The sequence below is a fragment of the Pseudomonas sp. MWU12-2020 genome (assembly GCF_023100605.1).
GTDB classification, from domain to species: Bacteria; Pseudomonadota; Gammaproteobacteria; order Pseudomonadales; family Pseudomonadaceae; genus Aquipseudomonas; species Aquipseudomonas fluorescens_H.
On sequence record NZ_JALMEX010000006.1, the window covers coordinates 196,551 to 220,659 of the forward strand.

The following is a 24,109-nucleotide window of genomic DNA, read 5'->3' on the forward strand; positions in this document are numbered from 1 at the left end:
GATTCAAGGACGAGCATATGGATGTTTTCGCTCCTGCAACGCCGGTTCCACCTCAGCAAAGTGCAATCACTCGCCGTCTGGCCTTCGCGGTCGGCGCGCTGTTTGTCGTTGGGGTGATTGCCACTATCGGCACCTTGCTCAGCATCGCTACTCGACTGGATCGCGAGGATGTCGAGGAGACGCGGTTCTATACCGCCCGTGCGTTGGAAAATCGCATCAGCGCGTCGAAAAGCTATATCACCAGCTACGCCGACTGGACCACGGCCTACGAACACCTACACGCCCAAGTCGACACCGACTGGGCCTATACCCAGCAGAACATCGGCAAGACGCTGTTCACCACTGACGGTTATGACGGCGTGTTCGTGCTGGATCGGCAACGCACCAAATACGCTGTGGTGCAAGGCGAGCAAGAAAACGGCGACCTCTCGCGTTGGCTCAAGGTCACCGCCGCCGCGCTGGTGGATCAGGTGCAGAGCCAGGCTGATCTGACCGTGCCCATCAGCACCTATTCGCTGTTCGACGGCTGGCCGGCACTGGTCACGGCGGCGGCCATCCTGCCTAACGATGAGCGTCCGGTGGGCGATCCCAAACAAACCTCGGTACTGGTGTTCGTCGACAAGCTCACGCCCAGCAAACTACAGGCACTCGGCACGGCCTATGGCCTGAACAACCTGATGCTGACCCAGGATGATCAACTCGCCAAGACGCAACCGCGCGTGCCGCTGGACAGCACCGGTTACAGCTTGATGGCGGATCTGGAACGCCCCGGCCAGCAATTGTTGTGGTCATTGCTACCATCACTCGGCGCGGTGCTGGTGGTGCTGATGCTGTTGACTGCGTATTTCCTGCGCTACGCCTTGCGCTCGTCCACTTACGTCGACCATAGCTTCAGCACCTTGCAGGCCTCGAATCAGGCGCTGGAGGCGGCCAATCATGCGCTGGAGGCCAGTGAAGAACGTTTTCGCGCCGTGGCCGAAGCGGCGTCGGACTGGATCTGGGAGGTCGACAATCAACTGCGCCTGACCTATCTCTCGGCGCGCTTCAGCGAAGTGACCGGTTACCCGCAAACCCAATGGATCGGCCAAGGCATCGGGCAATTGGTGTCATGCGATACCACACCGCTGGAGCTGTGGCTGAAGAAACTTACCGAAGACAGCAATGTAAGCGACCTGCGTTGCACCTACCGCGATCATGCCGGGCAGCAACGCCACTGCCGGTTGTCGGCACGCCCGATCCTCGACAAGCACACCGTGAGCGGCTATCGCGGCACCGCCAGTGACATCACCGACGAAGTCGCCGCCCATGCGCAGATCCAGCACCTGTCGATGCATGACGCCCTCACCGGCCTGCCCAATCGCAACCAGTTGGCGCGTTATCTGGATGATGCGCTGCAACTCAAGGAACATGCGCCAGCGCTGTCGCTGCTGGTGATCGATCTGGACAACTTCAAGCCGATCAACGACTCCCTCGGCCATCCGGCCGGCGATGCGGTGTTACAGGAAGTCGCCAGTCGCCTGCGCGAATGCACCCGTGAGCTCGACATCGTCGCCCGCCTGGGCGGTGACGAATTCGTCGTGGTGCTCAATGGTATGGACACTCGGCAAGAGGTCGACCGCTTTTGTACCCGGCTGGTCGAGAGCCTGCATCAGCCGATGGTCTTCGAACATCACCCGCTGCACGTCGGCGCCAGCATCGGCATCGCCTTGAGCCGGCGTCAGGGCTTCGTGCCCAGCGAGCTGATCCGCTGCGCCGACATCGCGCTGTATCAGGCCAAGTCCGAGGGCAAGAACACCTGGTGCTATTTCGAAGCGCACATGAGCGACCAGATCCAGACACGCCGGCAGATGGAAAGTGATTTGCGCGGTGCGCTGAATAATGACGAATTCGTCCTGCATTACCAGCCGCGCTATACGGTCGACGGCAAGCACATCGTCTCCGTCGAAGCTCTGGTGCGCTGGCAGCATCCGACCAAGGGCCTGCTCGGGCCGGATCTGTTCATCGGCTTGGCGGAACAGACCGACTTGATCGTGCCGCTGGGGCGTTGGGTACTGCGCGAAGCCTGTGAAACCGCCCTCACCTGGCCGGCGGACATCCTGTTGTCAGTCAATCTGTCGCCGGCGCAGTTTGCCCTCAGCGATGTCGTCGAAGACGTGCGCGAAGTGCTGGTGCAGACGCGTTTGCCGGCCAGTCGCCTGGAATTGGAAATCACCGAAAACGTGATGCTGGTCGACACCGACGGCGCGCTGGCCACCATGAATGCGCTCAAGCAACTCGGCGTGCGTCTGAACATGGATGACTTCGGCACCGGCTACTCGTCCCTCGGTTACCTGCGCGCCTACCCGTTCGACGGGATCAAGATCGACAAGCGTTTCATCGCCTCGATCAGCCTCGGCGCCAATGATCGCGCGGTGGTGCAGGCGATCATCGGTCTGGGCAAAGCCATGGGCCTGACCGTGACCGCCGAGGGCGTCGAGACTGAGGAACAACTGGAGATTCTCGGCAAGGATCAATGCAACGAGGTGCAGGGCTACTTCATGAGTCGGCCGATCGACAAGACCGCGTTTGCACAGTTGTTGAAAAGCGTCAGGACCGAGCCGGCCGATCATCCGTCACCCAAGAAAGGACGCGTCATTTAGCCGGCCGTACATCACTGTCAATATTCAATCATTGAAATGCACAAAGCCCGTTTCAACACGCTTCGTTAATGCGGTTTTCCTGTTGACTTTAATCGGTTCTGTTCAGGGTGTGTTTAGGGCCGTCATGCTTGAATAGTCCTCGTTGCGGGCTAGGCTCGAAGTTAATCTCGCGCCACACTCAAGTTCAATGCAAGCGTCACCGGACTGTCAGGATTGCGGTCAAAAGAACAACTTCACTAAAGGGTTAACGATGGATCGATATGATGCCCCGCTTGTTGTAGAGCGCACTTCGCGGGCTGGAATGTTGACGGGACTGATTACGAGAAATCCCTGCCTGAGCATTTTTTTCATGACACTGGCCGTGTTCATGGCATTGCAGTACAAACCCGCTGTCCTCAACTACACAACACGCTTTGTCGACTTTGCCGAGTACATGTTGCAGCACGGTGTCACGCTGTTCCCGATTGCCGACGACCTCAAGCCTTATCCCGACTACACGGTCCTCAATACGTTGTTGGTCTATCTGGTTTCCTTGCCGTTCGGCCGGGTGTCCGTTCTTTCCATGGGTTTTCCGTCCTGCGTGGCCGCGTCGCTGATGCTGGTATTCATTTATCGGCTGGGGGCGCTGCACAGCAAAAAATGGGGTGCGTATGGCGTTCTTTTCAGCCTGCTGACCTGGGCCTTTCTTGACGGCGTCAACTCGCTGGCACTGGATATCTATCCGGCGTTGTTAACGGTGATGTGCTTCTATTTTGCCTATTCGGCGGAAATGAAAAAGGACCCGCGGCGCCTGGTGTTTCTGTACCTCGGCCTGGCGCTGGGATTCGCGTTTCGCGGGCCTATTGGCTTGATCGGACCTGCGAGTGTCATTGGCGCTTATTACTTGCTGAGCCGGCAGTGGCGCCTGTTGCTGCTGTTTTCATTGCTCTCGGGCGTGATTCTGGCGGTGGGGGTTGTGTTGCTGGCATGGGCGGCCTACTTGCAAGGGGGGCAAGCGTTCCTCGAGGAAGTGCTGAACATGCAAGGCATCGGACGCTTCGGTTCCGACCACGCGCCACGCTATTACTTCTACTTCTCCGCAGGCCTGCTGACCTACGGCATCACGGTGTTTTACGCCATCAACGTGATTCTCAGGAAGTACAAACTGTTCTTTCGCCCAACCCGCGATAAAGACATCGACCTGCTGCTCTATCTGAGCGGGTGGCTGTTGGTGCTGCTGGTGCTGTTCACTGTTCCCAGTTCCAAGAAAGCGCGCTACATCCTGGCAATCACCCCGGCCATTTCGCTGTTGGCCGCGTACCTCTTCGTCAGCAAGGAAGCCGTCTTCGTACGCGCCAGAAACGGCCTGCTGAACTTCTGCCTGAAGTTGCCCATGCTGGGGTTGGGGATGCTGGTGGCGGTGCTGGTCTACAACAACTTCGCCAATGTCCCGTTACAGCCCAACTACCTCGGCGCAGGCTTGGGGCTGTCCGCGTTGTTGAGCTTCTATCATGTTAAACAGGAGTACTTCGTCGCACATCCCTATCGCGAGTTCTTGACGCTTTCGTTTGGGGTAGCGGCATTTCTGATACTGGATATGTTTTTCTTCAACCCAATCACCTACCACTTGGAACTCATGATCGAACCCACGCCGAAGTTTCTGCCGTATTGGTTTTGGTGAAGCCTCTTCCTGATTCATGAGTCAGCGACACGACTGTCCAGTATCCATATGTTGCTATCTGACAGGGTCATGACGCATTCAGGGTACTGAATCGGCGGCGGGGCCGGCACAAAAGCAGTCGTTTGCAGCAGGAAAAAAATAAAGGTGGCGCCCGCTTTCGCGAACGACACCTTCATCCACTGCCCGCTAATCAGGCCATCTTGCTCGCCTCTTCCAGCGCTTTTTCAGCGTTGAACCCGTCGAAGTTCTCGAATACGCCCAGAAAGGCCGATTCGTGTGCTCACTGAACTGCTGATCGAGTACTTCGGTGAAACACCACACCTGGCAGTGCAGCCGCTGTCACATCAGGCAGACTTCAGGTGATGCGGGCAAGCTATCCAGAAATGCGCCAATCTGGCGCTTGCATCGCAAGTGCACCGTCGGGATCTGCGGGCCAATGGCCTGACGCACCGCCTCGATACCAGGGCGATAGCCACGATCGAAATTCCATACGAAGTTCAGGAATGTCAGGTACGCCCGATCAAGCTTCTCTGAACAACCTGCAGCAAGGTCTGCACGAGGTCGATTCAATACGCTGCGCAGGATCACCCGAGTGAAGCAGGTGAGCCGCGGCGTATCGAGCCAAATGATCAGATCGGCACGAGGCAGGCGCAGGTCGAATGTGCGACGGGCATAGTTGCCTTCACAGATCCAGGCATCCGCTGATATCGCTTCTCTGACGCGTGCGCGAAACTGCTCGGCGTCTGGCTCGATCCAGCCGGGTTCCCAAAACAGGGTGTCCAGATGCACCACCGGCAGACCGAGACGCCTGCCCAAGGCACGGGCAAGGGTAGATTTGCCGCTACCGGCATTGCCAAGAATTACAATCCGTTGCATGGGAACTCCCTGTCGAGAAAAAGCCGGCAATTGTGCGGTTTTTGCAGGGTCAGTTAAAGACTGATGGACAACCGCGCCATCGACGTAAGTTTTTGCAGGCTGTTTTGCTATTTGCAGGCCGGGGCAACGTGTCGCCGTCGTTAAGCGGTTGCTTGCGGCCAGGAGCAGTCAGTGGACAACGACCTTCACACGGCGTTAGCGTCGTCCTTTAATCAAGAGGCTGCTCCATGGATGTTATTGCCGATTACTCAAACGAACACCATCGAATTCCTGTCATGGCGCTGTGGGAAACCGTCTTCGGTTACGAAACCGCGCACAACACGCCGAGCCTTGCTATCGACAAGAAACTGGCTGTCGAGGACGGCCTCTTTTTTGTCGCACTGTCCAAAAATGACGTAGTCGGTACCGTTCTCGCGGGATATGACGGTCATCGTGGCTGGTTATATTCAGTTGCTGTGCACCCTGCACATCGCAGAAAGGGTTTGGGCGCACAACTCGTTAATCATGCTGAGCGCGCCTTGACCTTGCGCGGCTGCATGAAAATCAACCTGCAAATCGTCAGCACCAATGAAAGCGTCAAAACCTTCTACGAATCTCTTGGCTATTCGACCGAACCGCGCATTAGCATGGGGAAAAAGGTCGAATCGAATATCGCGACACTAGAGCGGTAGTTAAAGAGCGTCCGCTGGCTGGTTGCTGACTATCACAAAGGGCGGCAGCCGGCCAAAAACGGTAATTTGATTTCGTTTCTCGACAATGTTTTCTCACGAGTTCAGCCAAAAATAGACCTTACACTTAAGTCATTCCGGATCGTGACAACAGACGCAAAGTTTGTTTCCTTCAGGGTCTCGAAAGTACGCCCCATAAAAATGTGGATGGTATTCGGGTCGTAGGCCCGGAGCGCCTTCGCATGTTCCATCCAAGACCAACGCCAAAGCATGGGCGTTGTGTACGATCTGTCGATTAGGTGCCAGCAGAGCAATCATTTGGCCATTGCCCAGCGTCGCAGATTCGCCGTCGAACGGTTTGCCCACCACGAAAAGAGGGCGCGCAGTGTCGGGGTGTTTCCAGCCAGCCCATGGGCGTTTATCGTCTATGAACTTGAGATCAAGTCCGAGTATCCGCATGAGCCCTTGATAAAACACCAGTGCTCTATTGAAGTCATTCACTGCGATGAATACATGCGAAATCATTTTTGTCCTGAAAATTGGAAGCCTTCTCGCACCATACCAAGAATTTCCAGTCTGTTTTCAACGCCTGCCTTATACAGACTCCGTCGATCCTGGAAGCTGTTTTTACATACCGCCGATCGAAAGCGTTTTTCGATCGGCGCTTTGTACCTATGCCCGAAGCTGCTGGCATGACATCCGGCGATCGAGAAGGGTCCCAGGCCTATTTTCTTAAGCGAGCCTGACCCCCTCTCTAAAAACACGCCACTCTCCCTAAAATAATACGTGTGCCGACTACATCGGGGAACGTTGCAATTTGACCCACTCCTGTACGGTCGGTCGTAGCCATTGACGCTGCGCATACTCCACCAGCATGGGGGGTACGGAGTCACCATTGAGTATCAGCCGGTTGAGTATCAAAGCCAGATCCACATCGGCGATCGACCATTGGCCGAACAGGTATTCGGGATTGTCGGCAAGCAGCGTCAGTGCGCCATCAAACAGCTTGCGCGCTGCCGACTCGGCAGCTGGCGACAAGGGCTTTGATTTGAGTCCATAAAACACAACCAATGTGGATCGCTCCTGCCGAATGGGCAACAGATCACTGCGCACCCATGCCTGGACTTGTCGTGCCTTTGCATGCAGCCGAAGGTCTTGTGGGTACACCGGCACCTGAGGGAAAACGTCTTCCAGGTACTCAGTGATCGCCGACGATTCAGACAAGGCGAAGTCCCCGTGGACAAGTGTGGGTACCCGCTGGGTCTGAGAGAGGCTGGCATAGCCCTCTGACTGGTTTTCATATGCGTCGAGGTCTAGCGGGCTCATTTCAAACTCGATGCCCTTTTCGCGGAGTACCACGAAAGCCGACATGGCATAGGGGCTGGAAAATTGAGCGTCGACATACAAGCGCAGGCGGGAATTATTCACAGGGCCATCTCCTTATGCAGAAGGAGACACGCTACGAGATCGAAAGCTATAAATAAAATTCATGATTTTCATGGGCGTATTCCTGACCGGAATACCAAGTTGAAGACAGTCCTTCGGCGAAAACTGGACGTCTGCTTTCGGCCAAAAGCAGTCGTTCGCGGTCGGCTGCTTACGGATCCAACGCAGTCGGTCAATAATGGATAATGGCAGAAACCAGCCCCAAGAAAACTTTAGCTGCTTAGATCTCAACAGCAGATTGGTCTCTGCAATGGACTGTAAATTTATGATTACGACGGTGGATCAAGATGATTGCTCAGACTATTTCGTCGTCGTGCATGGCATTGACGCTCAAACCTATGAACGGATGGCTGTTCACTTTGAATGTCGTCGCGGCGGTGTGCGACCGACGGACCAAAGCAGGTTTATCTCTATCCCAGTAACAGTTGGCACTCTAGGTAGCACTCTTGCTTGGGTCAAAACCGAGTTAAACGGGCGCCATTACGAGCTGCATTTGATAGTGTCCGTCGCGACGAATTTGTCTTGGGGTGAGGTTCTCATCCCCGCGCAAATAGCTTTGCTCGCTGGGCAAGCTGGAGCCGCGATTAAGATTGCGTTTCAACTCAAGCGAACGTGATCCGATGGCAGGCGGTGCCTGCGTTGGAGGTCCGCCTCTCCCTAAGGGCTGCTTTTGGCCGATAGCAGCCAGCCAAAGCCCACCATTTTCAACTCGACGCAGACATTGCACGGGATGGCGCTGGTTTATATCCAGACGTCGTTCAACGCTGTTCTTTCGCCCTCTTCATGCCCGGTGTTCAAAATACCTCGTGGCTCGATCATCATCAGTTTTGCTTCACCTTTGGCAGCCGTGCGATGTTTAACGCCACGGGGCACCACATACAGTTCACCCGGATTCACATAGACGCAGCCTTCCGGCAGGTCGATGCGCAAGGTGCCTTCCAGGACAAGAAATGCTTCGTCGGTCTCAGGATGTGAGTGCCAGATGAATTCGCCTTCGATTCGCACAACCTTGAACTGGTAGTCATTCATTTCCGCAACAACTCTGGGGCTCCATTGCTGTTCGATGAGCGAAGCCTTATGTGCCAGGTTTACAGGAAACGATGAGTGTTGATGACGCAGCTCTGACATGACGGATCCTCTGTGGTTGAAGTCGTCAGCCTATAGAGCATTGAGCAGAGGGTTCTTGTACGATCCTGCAAGTCAGCGCGCAGCTCGCAAACGTTCCAGCCAGCGCATGGGCGGTATTCCGTAGCAGCGGGTGAAGTGTCGCGTCATATGACTTTGATCGTGGAAACCCGCGACGAGGGCCGCATCCACGAGGGTGAACCCTTCAAGCACCAAGGCGCGGAACCGATCCAGGCGGCGCAGGGTGACAAATCGGTATGGGCTGGTGCCGTAAAGCGTTCTGAAGTCGCGTGACAGGCTCCAGCATTCGCGTCCACTGGCATGCTCCAGCATCTCCAGCGTAATGGATGAATGCAGATGTTCCAGAATAAACGCTCTGGCGCGCTCGGCCGCGCGGTAATCCAGGCGCTTGCGCCCGCGCGGCTTACCACCGACGGCACGCAATGCCATTGCCAAGTCATAGAGCGCGTCCTGCTGCTCCAGTGTTTCCAGTCGATGATCCACTGCTTGTACGAACGCCGCACTAGCATGGAACAGACGCGGATCACTGGAAATTCCCCCCGCGATAAAGGGCAACGGTTCTCCCCCCAGGATGTTCTGGATTAATGCCGGATCAACGTAGGCCATACGGTAACGAAAGCCTGCATCGGTGCCGGCCATACCATCGTGGAGTTCATCGGGGTGAAGCACCAGTGTGTTGCCGGGAACGCCATGGCGCAGCGAGCCTGCGTAGTGGAAACTCTGGACGCCCGCTAAAGTACGGCCGATCGAGTAGGTGTCGTGTCGATGGGGATCGTAGCCGTGGCTGCCGAACCACGCTTCAATACACTCGATCCCTTCGGATTGAACACTGCGGATGATCCAGTCGGCGCCGCCAGGCTGGCCTTTTTTCTGATCCATGAATTTGTCGCCTCCCGATTCTGCACGGTGCTGATGAAGACCCTGTCGGGAATATACAAGTGCAGTATTTGGATGTCTGCTTTTGGCCGAAACCCATCTGCGGTGGACATCCCCAGAATCCACGCATTCTTTAATTATTACCGTGCAACGACTAGCGGGGTTATCGCGCCATGGAACGGCCCGCAGGCCGAAACCGACGTGGAAGTCAGAGCCTTCGTGGGGGAAGAATGCAACGAGGACTCGGTCACTGGCAGCCTCAATGCAAGCACTGTGTCTCGGGCCGGGTGGTCTTTTGATGAACCATGGAATTCACCGGCGCTGAATTCCATCCGGTCATCGCGGGCCCCTGCACCCGATTCGAGTGGTGTGTTGAAACAGCAATCACAAATACCAGCGATACTCCCGCGCACTGATCTCCTGCATGAATGCCAGGTGATCCTGACGTTTGTTCTCGCAATACACGTCGACAAACTCGGCGCCCAGTCCCGCCCGCAGTTGCGGCTGATGCTGCAGAGCGCGCACCGCTTCGAGAATTTCCGTGGGGAAAGCGATGCCGCTGTTGCGGTCGTCGTTGAGTGGCGGGATCGGTTCCTTGCCTGATTCCAGACCATGTTCCAGGCCCACCAGAATCGCCGCCAGCACCAGATACGGGTTGGCGTCGGCGCCGGCCAGCCGGTATTCGATGCGCAGGTTTTTCGTGTCCGATTCGGGAATGCGCAGGCAGGCGTCACGATCCTCGTAACCCCAGCTCGCCTGGGTCGCGGTGTTCACCGTGCCGCTCAAGCGGCGCATGGCGTTCTGGTTCGGGGCGAAGATCGGCATGCTGTGCGGCAGCAAGTCCAGGCAGCCGGCCACCGCATGACGCAGCGCTTGCTGGTGATTGGCGGCCAGCAGGTTGTTGCCGGCCGCGTCATACAGGCTGACATGCACGTGCATGCCACTGCCCGGATGCTCCGCGTACGGCTTGGCCATGAAACTGGCGCGATAGCCGTGCTTGAGCGCAACCCCACGGGTGCTGCGACAGAACAGCGCCGCCCAGTCGGCGGCACGCAAGCCGTCGTCCAGATGGCCGAAATTGATCTCGAACTGGCCCGGCCCCAGCTCGGCGGTAATCACCGTGGCGTCGATACCCTGAGCCCTTGTCGCCTCAACCATTTCATCAAGCACCGGGGCAAAGCGCGACAGGCGCTCGATGTGCATGTTCGGCTGATCATCGGCGTCGTCGGTCAGCGCGTCCCGAGGGAATTGCGGCAGGCCGTCGCGCAGTTTTTTGTCGAACAGATAGAACTCCAGTTCGAAGGCCACCACCGGGTGAATGCCCTTGCCGGCCAGTCGATTCAGCACTTGTGCCAGCACTTCGCGGGGTTCGAACTCGATGGGTTTGGCGGTGCCGTCGGAGGTAATCAGCATCTGCCCCAGGGGCTGCGCTTCCCAGGTCACGGGCTTGAGCGTTCCCGGGACCAACCGGCGCACGGCGTCCGGGTCGCCGTCGTTGAAACAGTAATCGCCAATCTTGAACAGACCGCCCTGCACGCCCAGCAGCACGCAGTTTTGCGGCAGTTTCAGTGCACTGCCCGCCGCGACTTTTTCGAGCATGTCCACCGGATAGCGCTTGCCGTAGAAGTGCCCCGGAATGTCCAGGGCAATCAGGTCGACATAACGCACCTCGGGGTAGCGTTGGCGAAACGCGCGCACTTCGGCGAGCAGGTCAGAGCAGACAGCGTCCATCGTGTTCATCCTTTGTTGTTATCAGGTGTAGACCCAGAGCACACGGGTGAGCTGCCCGGTGAGGTTGCCGTAGCGACAATGGGTGTGACTGTCGAATTGAAAACTGTCGCCGGCCCTTAACGTCACCGGCTCGCCGTCATTGCCCAGCCACAAAGTCAATTCGCCTTCGAGCACATAGCCGCCCTGCTCCGAGCTGTCGCTCATGTGCCGGTCGCCACTGCTTGAGCCCGGTTCCAGATGACTTTCGAGCATGGAGAACGAGGCACGCATCTGCGGCGACACCAGAATGTCGGTGATGCCGTTGGCGTAATACAGCGTGCGGCGCTCGTCCGGACGGGTGACCCATGGCACTTGCCTGGCTTTGGGCAGGCTGTAGAAATAGGTGGTCGGCACGCCGAGGGTTTCGCTGATCGCCGTGAGGTCGGCCACGGTCGGGCGCGACAGGCCGCGTTCGACTTGCGAGAGAAACCCCACCGAACGGCCGATTTTGTCGGCCAGCTCTTTGAGGGTGTATTTCTTGTGCTTGCGCAGGTCGTGGATCAGGATCGCCAGCGCAGCGATTTCTTCTTGCTTGTTCATGGTCAAAATCTCATCAAATGCTGTCGCGCAGCCGATACCAGGCCTTGCCGACCGCTTCCAGCGGTGCGGCGAAGTATTTGCCGCCGGGGAAACGGCCATTGCTCAGGCCTTGATACAACGCCAATTCATCCTGCTTGCCGAGAATCGCCTCGGACACGGCGCGGGCGGCGGCCAGCGTCGGTAGCACGCCGTGGCCCGAGTAGCCCTGCAGCCAATAGCGATCGCCTTCGCGGCCAACGTCAGGCGTGCGTTTGATTGTCAGGTCGATGTGCCCGCCCCAGGCGAATGGCAGTTCGACGCCTTTAAGCTGCGGAAACACCCGTTCAAGAAACGGCCGAGTCGCCGCCGCAATGTCCTTGGGCATACCGCCCAGATAAGTGCAGCCGCCACCGAACAACAAGCGGTTGTCGGGTGTGCGGCGGAAGTAATCGAGGACGAACTGGTTGTCGGTCACACAGACGTTGCTCGGCAGCAGCGCAGTGGCTTGCTCCGGCGTCAGCGGTGCGGTGGCGACTTGGTAGGTGCCGACCGGCAGGATGCAGCTGGAGAGTTGCGGGTCGAGTTGATCGAGATAGGCGTTGCAGGCCAGCACCAGCACGTCGGCCTTCACCGAACCGCGCTCGGTATTGACCCGGAAACCGTTGCCCTCCTGCTGATAACTCAATGCTTTGCTTTGCTCATGAATACGCCCGCCGGCACGCTCGATGGCGGCAGCCAGCCCGAGGGCGAGTTTCAGCGGATTGAGGTGCGCACCTTCGGCGTCGTAGAGGCCGGCCTGATAGCGTTCACTGGCGACCCATTGCGGCAGGTCTTCGCGGGGAATGAACTGCAGGTCGTCGTGGCCCCATTTGTGACTGGCCTCGTGTTGCCATTCAGTCAGCAGGCTGACGCGACGCGGCATCACCGACGTCCACAAATGGCCGGGGCGATAGTCGCAATCGAAGCCATGCCGCCCGGGCAGTTCACGCAGTTCCTGCGCGGCCCAACGCATGCCGTCCCACAGACGCCGGGCGCGCTCATGACCGAGCGCGGCTTCCAGCGGCGGCATGTCGCACGACCAGCCCAGAATCGCCTGCCCGCCATTACGCCCCGACGCGGCCCACGCCACACGACTGGCTTCCAGCACGGTGACACGCTTGCCGGCCAAGGCCAGGCGCAACGCGGTGTGCAGCCCACTGAAACCGGCACCGATGATCACCACTTCGGTGTCGTGCTCACCTTCCAGAACGGGCCGTGTGCTGAGAATATCGGCGCAACTGTGGGCGTAATAGCTGGCGACATGCTGCTGGGACTGCTGAAACATTCGGCGCCTCATGAAATTATGTTTTTATAATTTCATGAAAATCTATACGAATAATTTCACGCCAACAACCCTGACATGAATCTGCGCAGGTTCTACGCCTTCATTTGTAGGTAATGGTGAAGTTTGCCGTGGCCGTCGCACTGCCAGGCTGTGGGCCAGTGGAATTGCCAGCGGTCTGGATGTAGCGTGCGCCAAACTCCAGCACGGTGTTGCCATCCTGCACCGGCATCACCGGCACATCGACGCCCAGCGGCATCGGCGTGCCGTCCTTCTTCAACACCTGCACGGCAACGCCGCTGGCGGTGGCTTCGGAGTTGAGCCCGAGTACGCCTTGGGTGCCGTTGACAATCATCGAACCTTTGGCGCCGTCGAGGCGGATGTTGGCGTTGTTGCCGCTGAAATAGTTCCAGCTCGGGTTACCGGTGTAGGTGCCAGCGATGCAGTTGTTCAGCGTGATGTTGAAGCCCTGGGTCTCGGTCACACTGCCGGGCCCGTTGAATACGCGGCGCTCCCAGTTTTTCATCGGCACGTCGATGATGCTGCCCACGCCTTCGGGCATGCTGCACCCGGCCACGGTCACGCTGCCGGTCAGGCGGCCGGTGATCCAGTTACGAATCACGCCGTTGTTGTTGGTGTCCGCGGTGTAGACCTGCAGATCGCCGAAATCGTTGGTCCCCGCCGGAATCGGTCCGGTCTTGATCAGCATCAGGCTGTTGTTCAGTTGCTGCGTATAACCGCCGCTATTGCAGCCGGTGAAAGTCAGCGGAAAGAACCAGTCGGCAGACGTGCGACAAATGTAGGACGGACGCGATTCGTTGATCACCGCCACGCCGACACCCGGTACATTGGTTGTATAAAGTGCTCCACCTTGCGTCGCGCCAATGGCTGCACGGATCGTCGGACTCTTGGCGCCGAGCATGGTGAACTGCACAGTAAAAGGTGATGTGGTGGTGCAAGTGATCAACGGATAGCGGGTGTACTTCACCAGGCCGATGGTCGAGCCTACTGGGGCATCCTGAGGAATGAACAGCTCACCCACCGAGTGCACGCTCTGAGTCGGCGCCATTGCCGAGCAATCCGCCGAGGCGATCTGCGAAAGTGCCGCAGTCGCCAGCGCCAGCACACTCAGAACCACTTGCCGGCGGATGTCACGACGGGCCGATGTTTGCTTCAGGTTTTTCATGGACGAATTCCTCGACACACGGCATCCATCACCCGGTAACCATCAGTAGCCGGGGTGTTGCCGATATCCAGTTGAATTTCACAGGTTTGTGCGGCTTTCTCGCCCCACTTCATGGTGTAGGTCTTGCCGCTGCCGGCGGACAGCAGCACCTGACCGGCCTGACCGACCACACCGACGCTGGCGCCCTGCTCGTCATGTACCGTGGTGCCGAACGGCAGCAACTTGCCGTCCTGCAAACGCACGTTGAGCAGGATTTTTTCCGAACGGCTCGCAGCGAACGTCGCCTTGACCACCGCGCCGCGACGCGGCACCACGTTGGTCACGCCTTCGGCGATGTCGACGCTGGTGTCCAGCTCGCTGGTGTCGACTGCCACGCGGTTTTTGCGGTACGGCGTGACGTACGGCACCAGCGCGTAGCCCTTGTCGTTGGTCAGGGTGCCCGGCGCGTTGAGCACGCCGACCTTAGGCGTGTCCTTGACCTCGACGAGCGCCACGGTTTCACCGAGGGTCTGGCCAAACTCGAGGCCATCGCTGTGCGCCAGCACCGAACCGGCGGCACTGACCGACGTCTGCTTGTAACCCTGACCGACGCTGACCCCCGCGCCCAACTGGGCAAACGGTGCGCGATAGCCGACCATCGCCGAGCCGTTGTTGCCGGTGTTCTCGACGCGGTTGGCGTTGACGCTGTAGTTGAGGTTGCCGTCGCGTCCGCTCAGACCGGCACGCTGATCGAGGCTGCCATCGTTGTTGCGGGTCACGCTGAACGTACCGGTGTTGCGCGACTGGCCCAGCTGCATCGAGACGGTGAACACCAACTGGTTGTTGTCACCGAACGAGTCGGTCAGGGTCTTGCTGGCATACACGCCATAGGTCACGCCCTTGTACTGGGTGTTGAAGCCCAGTTGCATCTGCTTGTCTTCGCGCGAGGTGCCCCAGTAGTTCTGCTTGCTCATGTTCAGGTAGAACGAGCCATAGTTGTCCAGCGCCTGGTTGATGCTGGCCTCGACCTTGCTGCGCTTGGAGAACTGGCTGTATTCGTTGGGTTGCTGCAGATCCACGGCCTCGGCGAAATCCCGATAACCTTCGGTGGAGTAGCGATAACCGGCGAAACGCACCGACGTGCCGGTTTCGAATGCCTTGCCATAGCGCAAGCCGACGCTTTGGCCTTTCTTGCTTTCACCCTTGGCCGAGACCGACGTCGGCACATCGGTCTGCGCCTGCGTCACGTCCACCGAGACCGCACCGAGGCTGCCCAGGCTCTTGCCGATACCGGCGGTGCCGGCGCGATAAAAGTCGGCACCCAGCAAACCACCGTACAACGTCAGGTCGAACGGCAAACCGTACGCCGCCGTGGCCTGGCCGAACATCGGGCGCTCGCCGCCGTTGGCCGCGTTGTACTCACCGGCCGTGACGCTGTAGCGCCAGGTTTTCTCGCGCAACATGTTGGCCAGCGTCGCGTACGGCTGGGTAAAGCGCCGCTCGCGGCCGTCGGCTTCGGTGATGATCACTTCCAGATCACCGCTGCCCGAGGCGGCGTTGAGGTCGTCGATCTCGAAGGCACCCGGCGCCACGTAGGTGGTGTAGAGCGAATAGCCATTCTGGCGCACTTCGACCTTGGCCTGGGTTTCGGCAATGCCGCGAATGATCGGCGCATAGCCCTGCATCGAGTCCGGCAACATGCCCATGTCCGAGGCCAGTTGCACGCCACGAAACGGAACGCTGTCGAACACATCGCCCGGGGTAAAGCTTTCGCCGAGGGTCAAGGTGCCCTTGAGCGAGGTGATATCGCGCTGCGCATAGGTGTTGCTGCGCTGCCAGTCACTGCCACCCTCCTTGTCCTGACGGAACGAAGAGCTGGAGCGAAAGCGCCAGTCGCCGAGGTTGAAGCCACCGTTGGCATAGAGGTTGTACTGGTTGCCGCTACCGCGCGCATCGCTGTGGGTCTGTGCGGCCGAAAACTGGTAATTGAGCATCGCTGCATTGATCCCGCGATCCCACTCCGAAGGTGCGACATAGCCGGCCGCATCGCGGCGCAAGGCGATCTGCGGCACGCTGATGTCCAGCGCCAGGTGACCGGCATCGAAGCTCACCGACGCACCGTCGATCAGCGCCGCCAGATCCATGCAGTCAGGCAGGATTTCGCCGGGCACCTGGAAGGCTTCGATCTTCACCCCCAGCTCCTGCAGAAATGCAGGCGACAGGCACGCGCGCACTTCGCCGCTGGCCTCGTCTTTGGCGAACGTCATGTCGCGACGATCAAAGAAGCTCTGGTTCAGGCGAATCACCACCGGGTAGGTGCCCGGGCCGATGCTGCCGCTGTTGCCGATGGCGTCCAGGTCCAGGTTCGGACCGGCACTGGCACCGCCAAACGACTGCATGAAACCTGCATCGAACTTCGCCGGTTCACCGGCGTGGGCGACGTTGCTCAGGCACGCGGCCACGACGGCCACCCACAACGGCAGCGGCGCAAACGGCACGGAAAAACGGGAGCTGGAGGAGGCTTCGATTCGCATGGCAATACTCACTACTCTGCCGCCGCGCCACAGGTGTGGCACGCCGATTCAATCGCAGGGAAAAGGGATGAAGCGTCAGCGGGCGCCGCTCAGCGCAACGCTCTTGGGATCGGTGTAGCCGCCGTAGTCGTTGATCGCGGAGTACACCACTTCGCCGCTGGTGCCCTTGAAGCCCGGCAGCGGATAACGCTGGCTGCTCATCGGTGCGACCATTTTCGGTTCGGCGACTTCAACGCTCTGTGCACCCGACTTGGCTGTCACACCAATGAACGACACGTGGTACGGCGAAGGGTTGTTGACCACCAGTACGGCCTGGCCCTGCTCCTGCGTCAGGCTCCATTGCAACTGCGACGCGGCATCCAGCGCGGTGCCCTTGAGGCCCGTCGGGCGATAGAACAGCTTGACCCGGGTGCGCATGGCGATCTTCAACGTGTTGGCATTGCCCTCACTGGCCACCGGAATTTCCTGGGCGTTGAAGTAAAAGACCGATTCGCGATCCGTCGGCAGATTGCCCGCGACTTTCTGGATCCGCACCATCTGTTCTTTGCGCGGATCAAGGCGAAACAACGGTGGCGTCGAGACAAACGGCGTCGCCGTGGTCATGTCATCCGCCTCGGTGTTGACCCAGGTCTGCACCATGTACGGTTGCGAGGTGGTGTTGCTGACAGTGATGGACGCATCACGCTTGCTGCCGTCGAACACGATCCGCGTGCCGCCGAGCATCACACCGGCCTGACTGACGCTGCTCAGCAATGTGCTGCCCAGCAGCAGCGCGATGGCCGATGCGGTTTTGAAGGGGGAAGTCAGTTTTTTCATTTCGATCATCCTCTGGCCGCCCGGCCACTGGCACGAGCGAGGGGATGGCCGCTGCCATCCAGGACAGCAGCGGCGCATCAACAGGGCTTACTCGTAGTCGACGGTGAACGCCGCTTTGGCGTTGGCCGGACCGGAAGTCGCAGCACCGGTGGCGATGTAGTTGGCGGTGAAACGCAGCGGCTGGGTCAGGTCCAGGTACGGAGCCGACTCAAGGCCCAACTGCACGTCTTTGCCAGTGGCGTCCTTGATCTGTACGGCGACGTTGGTCGCGGCGCCGGCGTCCGGGGTGATGCCGATCCACTGACCGCTGGAACCGGCGTTGCCGCTCAGGGACAGGAACTTCACCGTGGCGCTTTTACCGGTGACGCTGCAGCCTGGGGCGTTGGTGTCAATGGTCAGGGTGAAGGCACCGCCGCCAGCGACGTCGCCGACATTGGCCAGTGCGGTTTTCGGTACGTTGCCCAGGCCAACATCGCCGGCACCGGCCGAGCCGTTGAGGTCAGTCACGACCACCGGGCAGGTGTTGTCGGTCACGGTGCCGACGAAATTGATTTCGCCGTCAGCCGCCATGGCAGCTTGAGAACCCGCGGCGAGAACGACAGCAGCAACCAGACTTTTGAGCGCAAACTTGTTCATAACGTTATCCAGATAATGAGGAGGCTTGGGAAACCCGCTCGGGCTTCATCCACTGGTGAATGGCTCACCGGGTTGCGGTTTGCCTTTCAACGAGGTTCATTATCGAGATGCGACAGGACAAACCCTGTAGGAACACGCCCGTCGCGTTGTAGGAAATTTCCTTGCGTGAGCGCTGGCTTCACGCACAAAAAACCCGCTGACCGACAGGCGGAAAGCGGGCGTTTCAGCGGCTGAATCCAGCCTTAATTGCGAGTGCCGACCACTGCGGCGCTATTCGACACGATCACTTCAACCCGACGGTTCAACTGGCGGCCATGGCTGCTGTTGTTATCGGCAATCGGATACTGCTTGCCGTAACCGGCGGTGATGATGCGGTGGCTGTCGACGCCCAATTGCGCCAAGGCCGAAGCCACCGAGTTAGCACGGCGCTCGGACAGACGCAGGTTCAGCTCATCGCTGCCGACCGTGTCAGTGAAGCCTTCGACGCGCACCTTGCGCTCCGGGTTGGCCGCGAGAAAATCCGCCAACTGCTGGAAGTTGCGCTGGCTGCCGTACTTCAGATCAGCCTTGCCGGTATCGAACAGCACATCGCCGAAAGTGATGACCTGGCCACGTTCGGTGGGCTTCGCCTTCAGCGCCTGCAACGCCTTGAGTTGTTGGGTGCGCACGTCCAGCTGCACCTGAGTGCGCTCGGCGGCGATGTTCTTCAGGCTCGCTTCGGCTTCGCGACCGAGGATGGTCTGCTCGGCCAACTCGATTTTCTGACTGGCCAGATACGCCAACTGATCAATGGCCGGATCACGACGATCGTTGTTCGACGCGGCGTCCGCCTTGTTCAGGGCGATGAACGCGTCTTTGGTTTCCAGTGCGGCCAACGTGTTCGATTGCGGCTTCGCTTGCAGCGCGCTGAACTGCGCGTGCGCCTGTTGCAGATGACTGTTGAGCGGTGGTGCGGCGCAACCGGCCATCAAGACTGCGAAAAGCGAAACGGCAGGAATACGTACTGAATGTCGCATGTTTTTTTCCTTATTCGCCGGCATTGGCCGATGGGGTGAAACCCGTATCCGGGGCCTGCAGCATTTCCTGTTTGAGCACCTGGATGCCGGCGCGGGACTGCTGCAATTGTTGCTGCCACTTCACTGCACGTGCCTGGCGTTCAGCCAGGTTGGCGTCGACCTCAATCTGTTCGGCCAGAGTCCGCGCCTGTACGAAGTTACGTTCGCCCATGGCCCGTTCCATCAGGAACAGCTTGTCCTGAGCGGCTTTCATTTGCAGCGGCGCGTACTGCGTGGCGTCTGCCGAAACGGCACGATTGACAGCGTTTTTCGCCAGGACAATCTGATCGTCCGGTGCCGGCGCGCTGGCGCAGGCACTCAGCGCAGCGACCAGTGCCAGCAACGCTGCCCACGTACCTACCCGTTGTGTATTCGTCATCTACTGCTCCAGCCTGAAAAAGTAATCCCGGGGCAACCTCTCCCCTGCGGATTGATGCTTGTGGAACTGCCTGTGCACAGTCAGTGCCGACAAACTATCCGAAGGCTGCAAGCCGCTCTGTAGGACGTTTCCCAAGCAACGCTTTGAAAAACAAAAAATTTGCACGCAGGACTGCCAGCAAACGGCCTCAGGCATAAGGCCGGTGTTTTGAGGGGAAAGTGCTGGGAAGTACAGAGCGCGGGCGACAGGCAATGGCCCGCCGCCCTTGGCGTTACGATGGATCAGGCGAGATAGTCTTCGAGGTGCTCGGCCAGGCGATCCATGTGTTGATGTAATGCATCCACGGCCTCGGTCACCTGCACAGAGTCCGCGCCGTTGCAGGCGGTTTCCAGCGCCTCGCAACTGTGGATCAGCGCGTGGGCCTTGATAATGCGTGCCCCGCCCTTGACCCGATGGGCCAGGTCGGCCAGCCCCGGCAAATCATGTTTGCTGAACAACTGCATCAGTCGCGCCATGTCTTCGCTGTTGCTGCTGGCCAGGTCGCCCAACAGACTCTTGATCGACGCTACATCGCCACGGGTCAGTTGCTCCAGGCTGGCAAGATCCATCACCTCGGTGGATTCGGGAACCGGCTCGGCACTGACCTCCACCGGCGTTTCGGCGCCCATCACCTGGCTCAGCCGCGCAGTGAGGTTCTTCAGGCTGATGGGTTTGAACAGGCAATCATCCATCCCCGCCTCGCGGCAGCGATCCTTTTCCTCCGGCTGTGCATTAGCCGTGAAACCGAGAATCAATTTTGGCTTTAACCCGCGCGCGGCTTCATCGTCACGGATGGCCCGGGCCAGGTCGTAGCCATTCATGATCGGCATGTTGCAGTCAGTGATGACCACATCGAAGTTGCCGTTGCGCCACGCCCGAAGACCGTGAGCACCGTCTTCGGCGTCAACCACCCGATGCCCCAGATAACTCAATTGCTGTGACAGCAACAGACGGTTGGCCGGGTAATCGTCGATCACCAGAATATTCAGGCTTTGCCCGGATCCACGGTTCTCGGTTTCTGCCGGCGGCAGTTCCGCCAGCGGTTCGAGGGTGGTCAGATCCAGCGTGACTTCGATCTGCGTGCCCTTGTGCAACACACTGGTCAGCGTCAACTGGCCGCCCATCATTTCGCACAGCGTGCGGCTGATCATCAGGCCCAGGCCGGAACCGCTGCGTACGGACTGGTTGTGGTTGGCGGCCTGGGTGAACGGACTGAACAGGCGTTTCTGATCCTCTTCACTGATCCCGTGCCCAGTATCTTCGACCCGGATGACCACACTCAGGTGCTGATCATCGGCTTGAGGCTCGACCCGCACGCTCAGGCGCACCTGCCCTTCGGCGGTGAACTTGATGGCGTTGCTCAACAGGTTGGAAATGATCTGCTTGAAGCGCAAGGGATCGACCAGCACATCACGATTGGCCCGCGCATCCAGATCCAGTTGCAGTTGCAGATGCTTCTGCCGCGCCAGCCCTTCGAAAATGCGCACCACCGATTCGAGCAACTCGCGCAAGTTGGCGCGCTCCGGCGCCAGCGACAGGCGCCCGGATTCGATGCGGGCAATGTCGAGGATATCGCCGATCAAATCGAGCAAGCCGCGAGCGGCGCCGGAGGCGACTTCGATGGCAAAGCGATCCATCACCCCTTGATCGGCTTTTTTCAGCGCCAGTTCCAGCATGCCGATCACCGCATTCATTGGTGTACGGATTTCATGGCTCATGGTCGCGAGGAACGTAGTCTTGGCGCGGTTGGCGTCATCGGCCCCCTCCTTGGCTTCGCGCAACTCGGCGAGCAGACGCTGGCGCTCGCTGACGTCGATCCAGCCGGCAATCATTCCGCTGACGTCGCCATTGCTGCTGCGATACGGCAGCATCCAGTGGTAAATGGTCAGCACCCGACCGTCGACCATGCTCAGGCTACGATCCTGAATCTGCGGCAAGCCATCCTGCATGACCTGCTGGTAATCGCGGTGATAGGTCGCCGCTTCATCCGGATTGCCCAGCACGCCTTCAAGTACCGTCTTGCCGATCACCTGCTCGCGCTCGACACCGAACACCTGCAGATAACCGGTGTTGCAGATCAACAAGCGCCCTTCACGATCGCGCACATAAATCGGATGCGGCGTGCCGTCGATCAGTACCCGCATGAACTCGACCTGATCGTTCAACGCCTGCTCGGCCTGCTTGCGCTTGCGCATCAGCATCCGCAGGTAGGCGATCCAGCCCAGCGCAATCAACAACAGTGCGGCAGCCGCGACAAAGCCCTGAATGATCGCCGTGCGATTACGCAGCCAATAGCTGTCGCCCACCACCACTTCACTGCGCCAGCGGTTGGTCAATTCGTCCATTTCTTCCGGGGCGATGCTCAACAGGGCCTTGTCCAGAATCGAATACAGCTCCAGTGAACCGCGGGCGGTAGCGAAGGACACGCGGGCATTGATCACCCCCACGGTGCTGGTAATGCGCAGGCGATCACGGTACTGGCGGGAAATCATGTAACGCGCGGTAATCAGCGAATTGACGGCCGCGTCGGCCTCGCCGTTGACCACCATGGCCATCGCGTCCTGAGCGTTATCGGCATCGACCAGGTGGATGTTCGGGTATTGCTCGGTAAGCATGTCGCGCGTGGCATTACCGGTGATCACCGCCAGACGTTTGCCCGCCATGTCATCCAGGGTGCTCGGGCTGCCGGGCGTCGTGCGGCTGACAAGCACAAATGGCGTGGCCAGATACGGTCGGGTGAAACGCAGGATATTTTCGCGCTCGGCGCTGGGCGTCAAGGTAATCAGCAGGTCAGCCTTGTTGCTGACCACAGACTCGATCATTTCGCCGACCGAGTTCACCCGCTGCACATCGAACTTCAACCCGGTGCGCAACGAAACCTTGGACAGCACGTCAGCGCTGATCCCGCGAAACTCGCCCTCATCGGTGTAAAAGGACAACGGCAGAAAACTGTCGTCGACGACCACGCGCAGCCGTGGATGCTTGTCCAGCCAGCGCTGTTCGCTGACGCTGAAATGCAACTGATGCTGGCCCGGCATGCTTGCGCCGCCGGCGCTCCAGCGGCGCAGAATGGTCATGCGTTCGGTGACCGGAATCTCCAGCAGCGCGGCGTTGATGATGCGCAGCAGACGCGGATTGTTGCGGCTCAGGGCGAACGAGAAGTTGCTCACTTCCATCCGCGAAAAGTCAGCCAGTTGCACGTTGTTCAGGTAGTTCTTGTTGATCAGGTAATTGGCACTGATCGCATCGCCGAGGTACACATCAGCCTGCCCGAATGCCACCGCGCCAAGAGCGCTGAGCGTTGACGGATACAGCTGCAGCTTCGCTTTTGGATAAAAGGCTTCGACGGTCTCTGGCGGCAAGTAGTGATAGAGCATGGCGACACGCTTGTCGGCCAGTTCCGGATCAAGGTTCTGGCTATCGCCCACCCGGGTGACCAGCGTCGGCTGATCTTCGGCGTAGGCCTCGGACAGCACCAGTTCGGGGTCGGCGGCTTCAAATTCGTTGGAGTTGCCCAGCAGATCGATCTCGCCTGACTTGAGCGCCGCCAACACCTCGGCCCGGGATTTGTAGCGCTGGACTTTGACCTTGACGTGCAACAGCTCGCCGAGCAGATGCGCATAGTCGGCCGTGACGCCTTCGTAATCACGACCGTTGCTGGTGATGCTGAAGGGCAGATAATCCGGCGCGGCTGACCCCAACACCAATACGCCTTTGCTGCGCAGCCAGCTCCAGTCGGCCTCATCCAGGCCTACGCTGTAATCGTCCACGCTGGAGCGTCCGAGCAGGTGCAGGGTTTGTGGCGGATCTGCCCAGGCCAGGCCGCCGGCCAGCGAACAGAACAGCACCGCACCTGCCAGGCAACGTTTCAGAAGTCTGTTCATTCAGATGAGGTTGTTACGCTTGGCGAAGTCAGCCAGGTACACCACCGACTTGACGTTGAGCTTTTCGATCAGGCGGGTTTTGTAAGTGCTCACGGTCTTGTTGCTGATCAGCATCGCGTCACCTATTTCCTTGTTGGTCAGCCCCATGGAGAGTTGCTGCAGAATCACCAGCTCGCGGTCCGACAGACTTTGGATCAACTCCAGATCGGTCGCTTCGACATCGCTGCGGCGCACCGAGCTGTTGGCCAGATTGGGGAAGAAGGTGTAGCCGTCCATCACAGTCTTGATCGCCTTGACCAACTCATCCAGCTCATTGGTCTTGGAAATGAAACCGGCGGCGCCGGCCTTCATGCAGCGCATCGAATAGAACAGCGCTGACTGCGAGGTCAGCACCAGAATCTTGCTGGGCAGGCGCAATGCGGCGATACGGCTGAGCACTTCAAGCCCATCGAGCCTTGGGATGGCGATGTCGAGAATAATCAGATCCGGCAAGTGTTCGCGGGCCAGTTGCACGGCGTCGGCACCGTTGTCAGCCTCGGCGACCACTTCGAACTGCTCATGCTGCAACAGCATCTTGACCGAAGAGCGAATGAACGGATGGTCATCCACAATCAAAGCTTTATACATGTAAACCCCTGTAAGACACGCCGGATGACTCCGGTGACAAGACGTCCATGGTG

Annotated in this window: 20 protein-coding genes and 1 pseudogene; 5 read left to right on the forward strand and 16 right to left on the reverse strand. The window is 59.0% G+C overall.

What is annotated here, in order from left to right:
• Positions 1-17 precede the first annotated feature (17 nt).
• Together M0814_RS16115 and M0814_RS16120 are read left to right on the forward strand one after the other, a co-directional pair.
• The gene (locus tag M0814_RS16115; RefSeq protein ID WP_103483433.1) at positions 18-2,639 is read left to right on the forward strand and encodes an EAL domain-containing protein; all 2,622 of its coding nucleotides are present in this window, start codon (positions 18-20) and stop codon (positions 2,637-2,639) included.
• 349 nt (positions 2,640-2,988) lie between these two features.
• Positions 2,989-4,299, forward strand: coding sequence for a glycosyltransferase family 39 protein (locus tag M0814_RS16120; protein WP_103483434.1), 1,311 nt, complete (start codon positions 2,989-2,991; stop codon positions 4,297-4,299).
• A 339-nt stretch (positions 4,300-4,638) separates the two neighbouring features.
• Here the strand turns inward: M0814_RS16120 and M0814_RS16125 are convergent, their stop codons facing one another.
• On the reverse strand, positions 4,639-5,175 hold the full coding sequence (locus tag M0814_RS16125; protein ID WP_103483435.1) for an AAA family ATPase: 537 nt from the start codon (positions 5,173-5,175) through the stop codon (positions 4,639-4,641).
• A gap of 227 nt (positions 5,176-5,402) precedes the next feature.
• On the opposite strand from M0814_RS16125, the gene M0814_RS16130 reads away from it, so the two are divergent.
• Positions 5,403-5,846: a GNAT family acetyltransferase gene (locus tag M0814_RS16130; RefSeq protein WP_103483436.1), complete on the forward strand. Its 444-nt coding sequence runs from the start codon at positions 5,403-5,405 to the stop codon at positions 5,844-5,846.
• A 129-nt stretch (positions 5,847-5,975) separates the two neighbouring features.
• Here the strand turns inward: M0814_RS16130 and M0814_RS16135 are convergent, their stop codons facing one another.
• Complete coding sequence (locus M0814_RS16135) at positions 5,976-6,368, reverse strand: VOC family protein (RefSeq protein WP_103367118.1); 393 nt, start codon at positions 6,366-6,368, stop codon at positions 5,976-5,978.
• Positions 6,369-6,638: 270 nt separating this feature from the next.
• Positions 6,639-7,271: a glutathione transferase gene (gene yfcF, locus M0814_RS16140; protein WP_103483437.1), complete on the reverse strand. Its 633-nt coding sequence runs from the start codon at positions 7,269-7,271 to the stop codon at positions 6,639-6,641.
• Positions 7,272-7,554: 283 nt separating this feature from the next.
• Between yfcF and M0814_RS16145 the strand changes: the two genes are divergently transcribed.
• Positions 7,555-7,905, forward strand: a complete 351-nt coding sequence (locus M0814_RS16145; RefSeq protein ID WP_112997816.1) for a hypothetical protein — start codon at positions 7,555-7,557, stop codon at positions 7,903-7,905.
• Positions 7,906-8,030: 125 nt separating this feature from the next.
• On the opposite strand, the gene M0814_RS16150 is transcribed toward M0814_RS16145, so the two are convergent.
• Positions 8,031-8,417: a cupin domain-containing protein gene (locus M0814_RS16150; RefSeq protein WP_103483439.1), complete on the reverse strand. Its 387-nt coding sequence runs from the start codon at positions 8,415-8,417 to the stop codon at positions 8,031-8,033.
• Between the two features lie 72 nt (positions 8,418-8,489).
• Positions 8,490-9,314, reverse strand: coding sequence for an AraC family transcriptional regulator (locus tag M0814_RS16155; protein ID WP_103483440.1), 825 nt, complete (start codon positions 9,312-9,314; stop codon positions 8,490-8,492).
• 156 nt (positions 9,315-9,470) lie between these two features.
• On the opposite strand from M0814_RS16155, the pseudogene M0814_RS16160 reads away from it, so the two are divergent.
• Positions 9,471-9,581, forward strand: a pseudogene (locus M0814_RS16160) (phenazine biosynthesis protein PhzF); the annotation flags it as partial.
• Positions 9,582-9,695: 114 nt separating this feature from the next.
• Here the strand turns inward: M0814_RS16160 and M0814_RS16165 are convergent.
• The 11 genes from M0814_RS16165 to M0814_RS16215 form a co-directional block, all read right to left on the reverse strand.
• Entirely contained in the window at positions 9,696-11,042 is a 1,347-nt protein-coding gene (locus M0814_RS16165; protein WP_103483441.1) for a glutamine synthetase family protein, read from the reverse strand.
• Positions 11,043-11,063: 21 nt separating this feature from the next.
• Positions 11,064-11,621, reverse strand: a complete 558-nt coding sequence (locus tag M0814_RS16170) for a cupin domain-containing protein (protein WP_103483442.1) — start codon at positions 11,619-11,621, stop codon at positions 11,064-11,066.
• 13 nt (positions 11,622-11,634) lie between these two features.
• Positions 11,635-12,924, reverse strand: coding sequence for an FAD-binding oxidoreductase (locus M0814_RS16175; RefSeq protein ID WP_103483443.1), 1,290 nt, complete (start codon positions 12,922-12,924; stop codon positions 11,635-11,637).
• Between the two features lie 100 nt (positions 12,925-13,024).
• A complete protein-coding gene (locus tag M0814_RS16180) occupies positions 13,025-14,107 on the reverse strand; it encodes a fimbrial protein (protein WP_103483444.1) in 1,083 nt (360 codons plus the stop codon).
• Positions 14,104-16,620: a fimbria/pilus outer membrane usher protein gene (locus M0814_RS16185; RefSeq protein WP_103483445.1), complete on the reverse strand. Its 2,517-nt coding sequence runs from the start codon at positions 16,618-16,620 to the stop codon at positions 14,104-14,106. The genes M0814_RS16180 and M0814_RS16185 overlap by 4 nt, the downstream gene beginning before the upstream one ends.
• A gap of 75 nt (positions 16,621-16,695) precedes the next feature.
• On the reverse strand, positions 16,696-17,436 hold the full coding sequence (locus tag M0814_RS16190; protein WP_103483446.1) for a molecular chaperone: 741 nt from the start codon (positions 17,434-17,436) through the stop codon (positions 16,696-16,698).
• An 87-nt stretch (positions 17,437-17,523) separates the two neighbouring features.
• Complete coding sequence (locus M0814_RS16195) at positions 17,524-18,072, reverse strand: fimbrial protein (RefSeq protein ID WP_103483447.1); 549 nt, start codon at positions 18,070-18,072, stop codon at positions 17,524-17,526.
• Between the two features lie 242 nt (positions 18,073-18,314).
• A complete protein-coding gene (locus tag M0814_RS16200) occupies positions 18,315-19,088 on the reverse strand; it encodes an OmpA family protein (RefSeq protein WP_103483448.1) in 774 nt (257 codons plus the stop codon).
• A gap of 10 nt (positions 19,089-19,098) precedes the next feature.
• Positions 19,099-19,506: a DUF4398 domain-containing protein gene (locus tag M0814_RS16205; RefSeq protein WP_103483449.1), complete on the reverse strand. Its 408-nt coding sequence runs from the start codon at positions 19,504-19,506 to the stop codon at positions 19,099-19,101.
• A gap of 281 nt (positions 19,507-19,787) precedes the next feature.
• Positions 19,788-23,429, reverse strand: coding sequence for a transporter substrate-binding domain-containing protein (locus M0814_RS16210; protein WP_103483450.1), 3,642 nt, complete (start codon positions 23,427-23,429; stop codon positions 19,788-19,790).
• Entirely contained in the window at positions 23,430-24,056 is a 627-nt protein-coding gene (locus M0814_RS16215; protein WP_103483451.1) for a response regulator transcription factor, read from the reverse strand.
• Positions 24,057-24,109 lie beyond the last annotated feature (53 nt).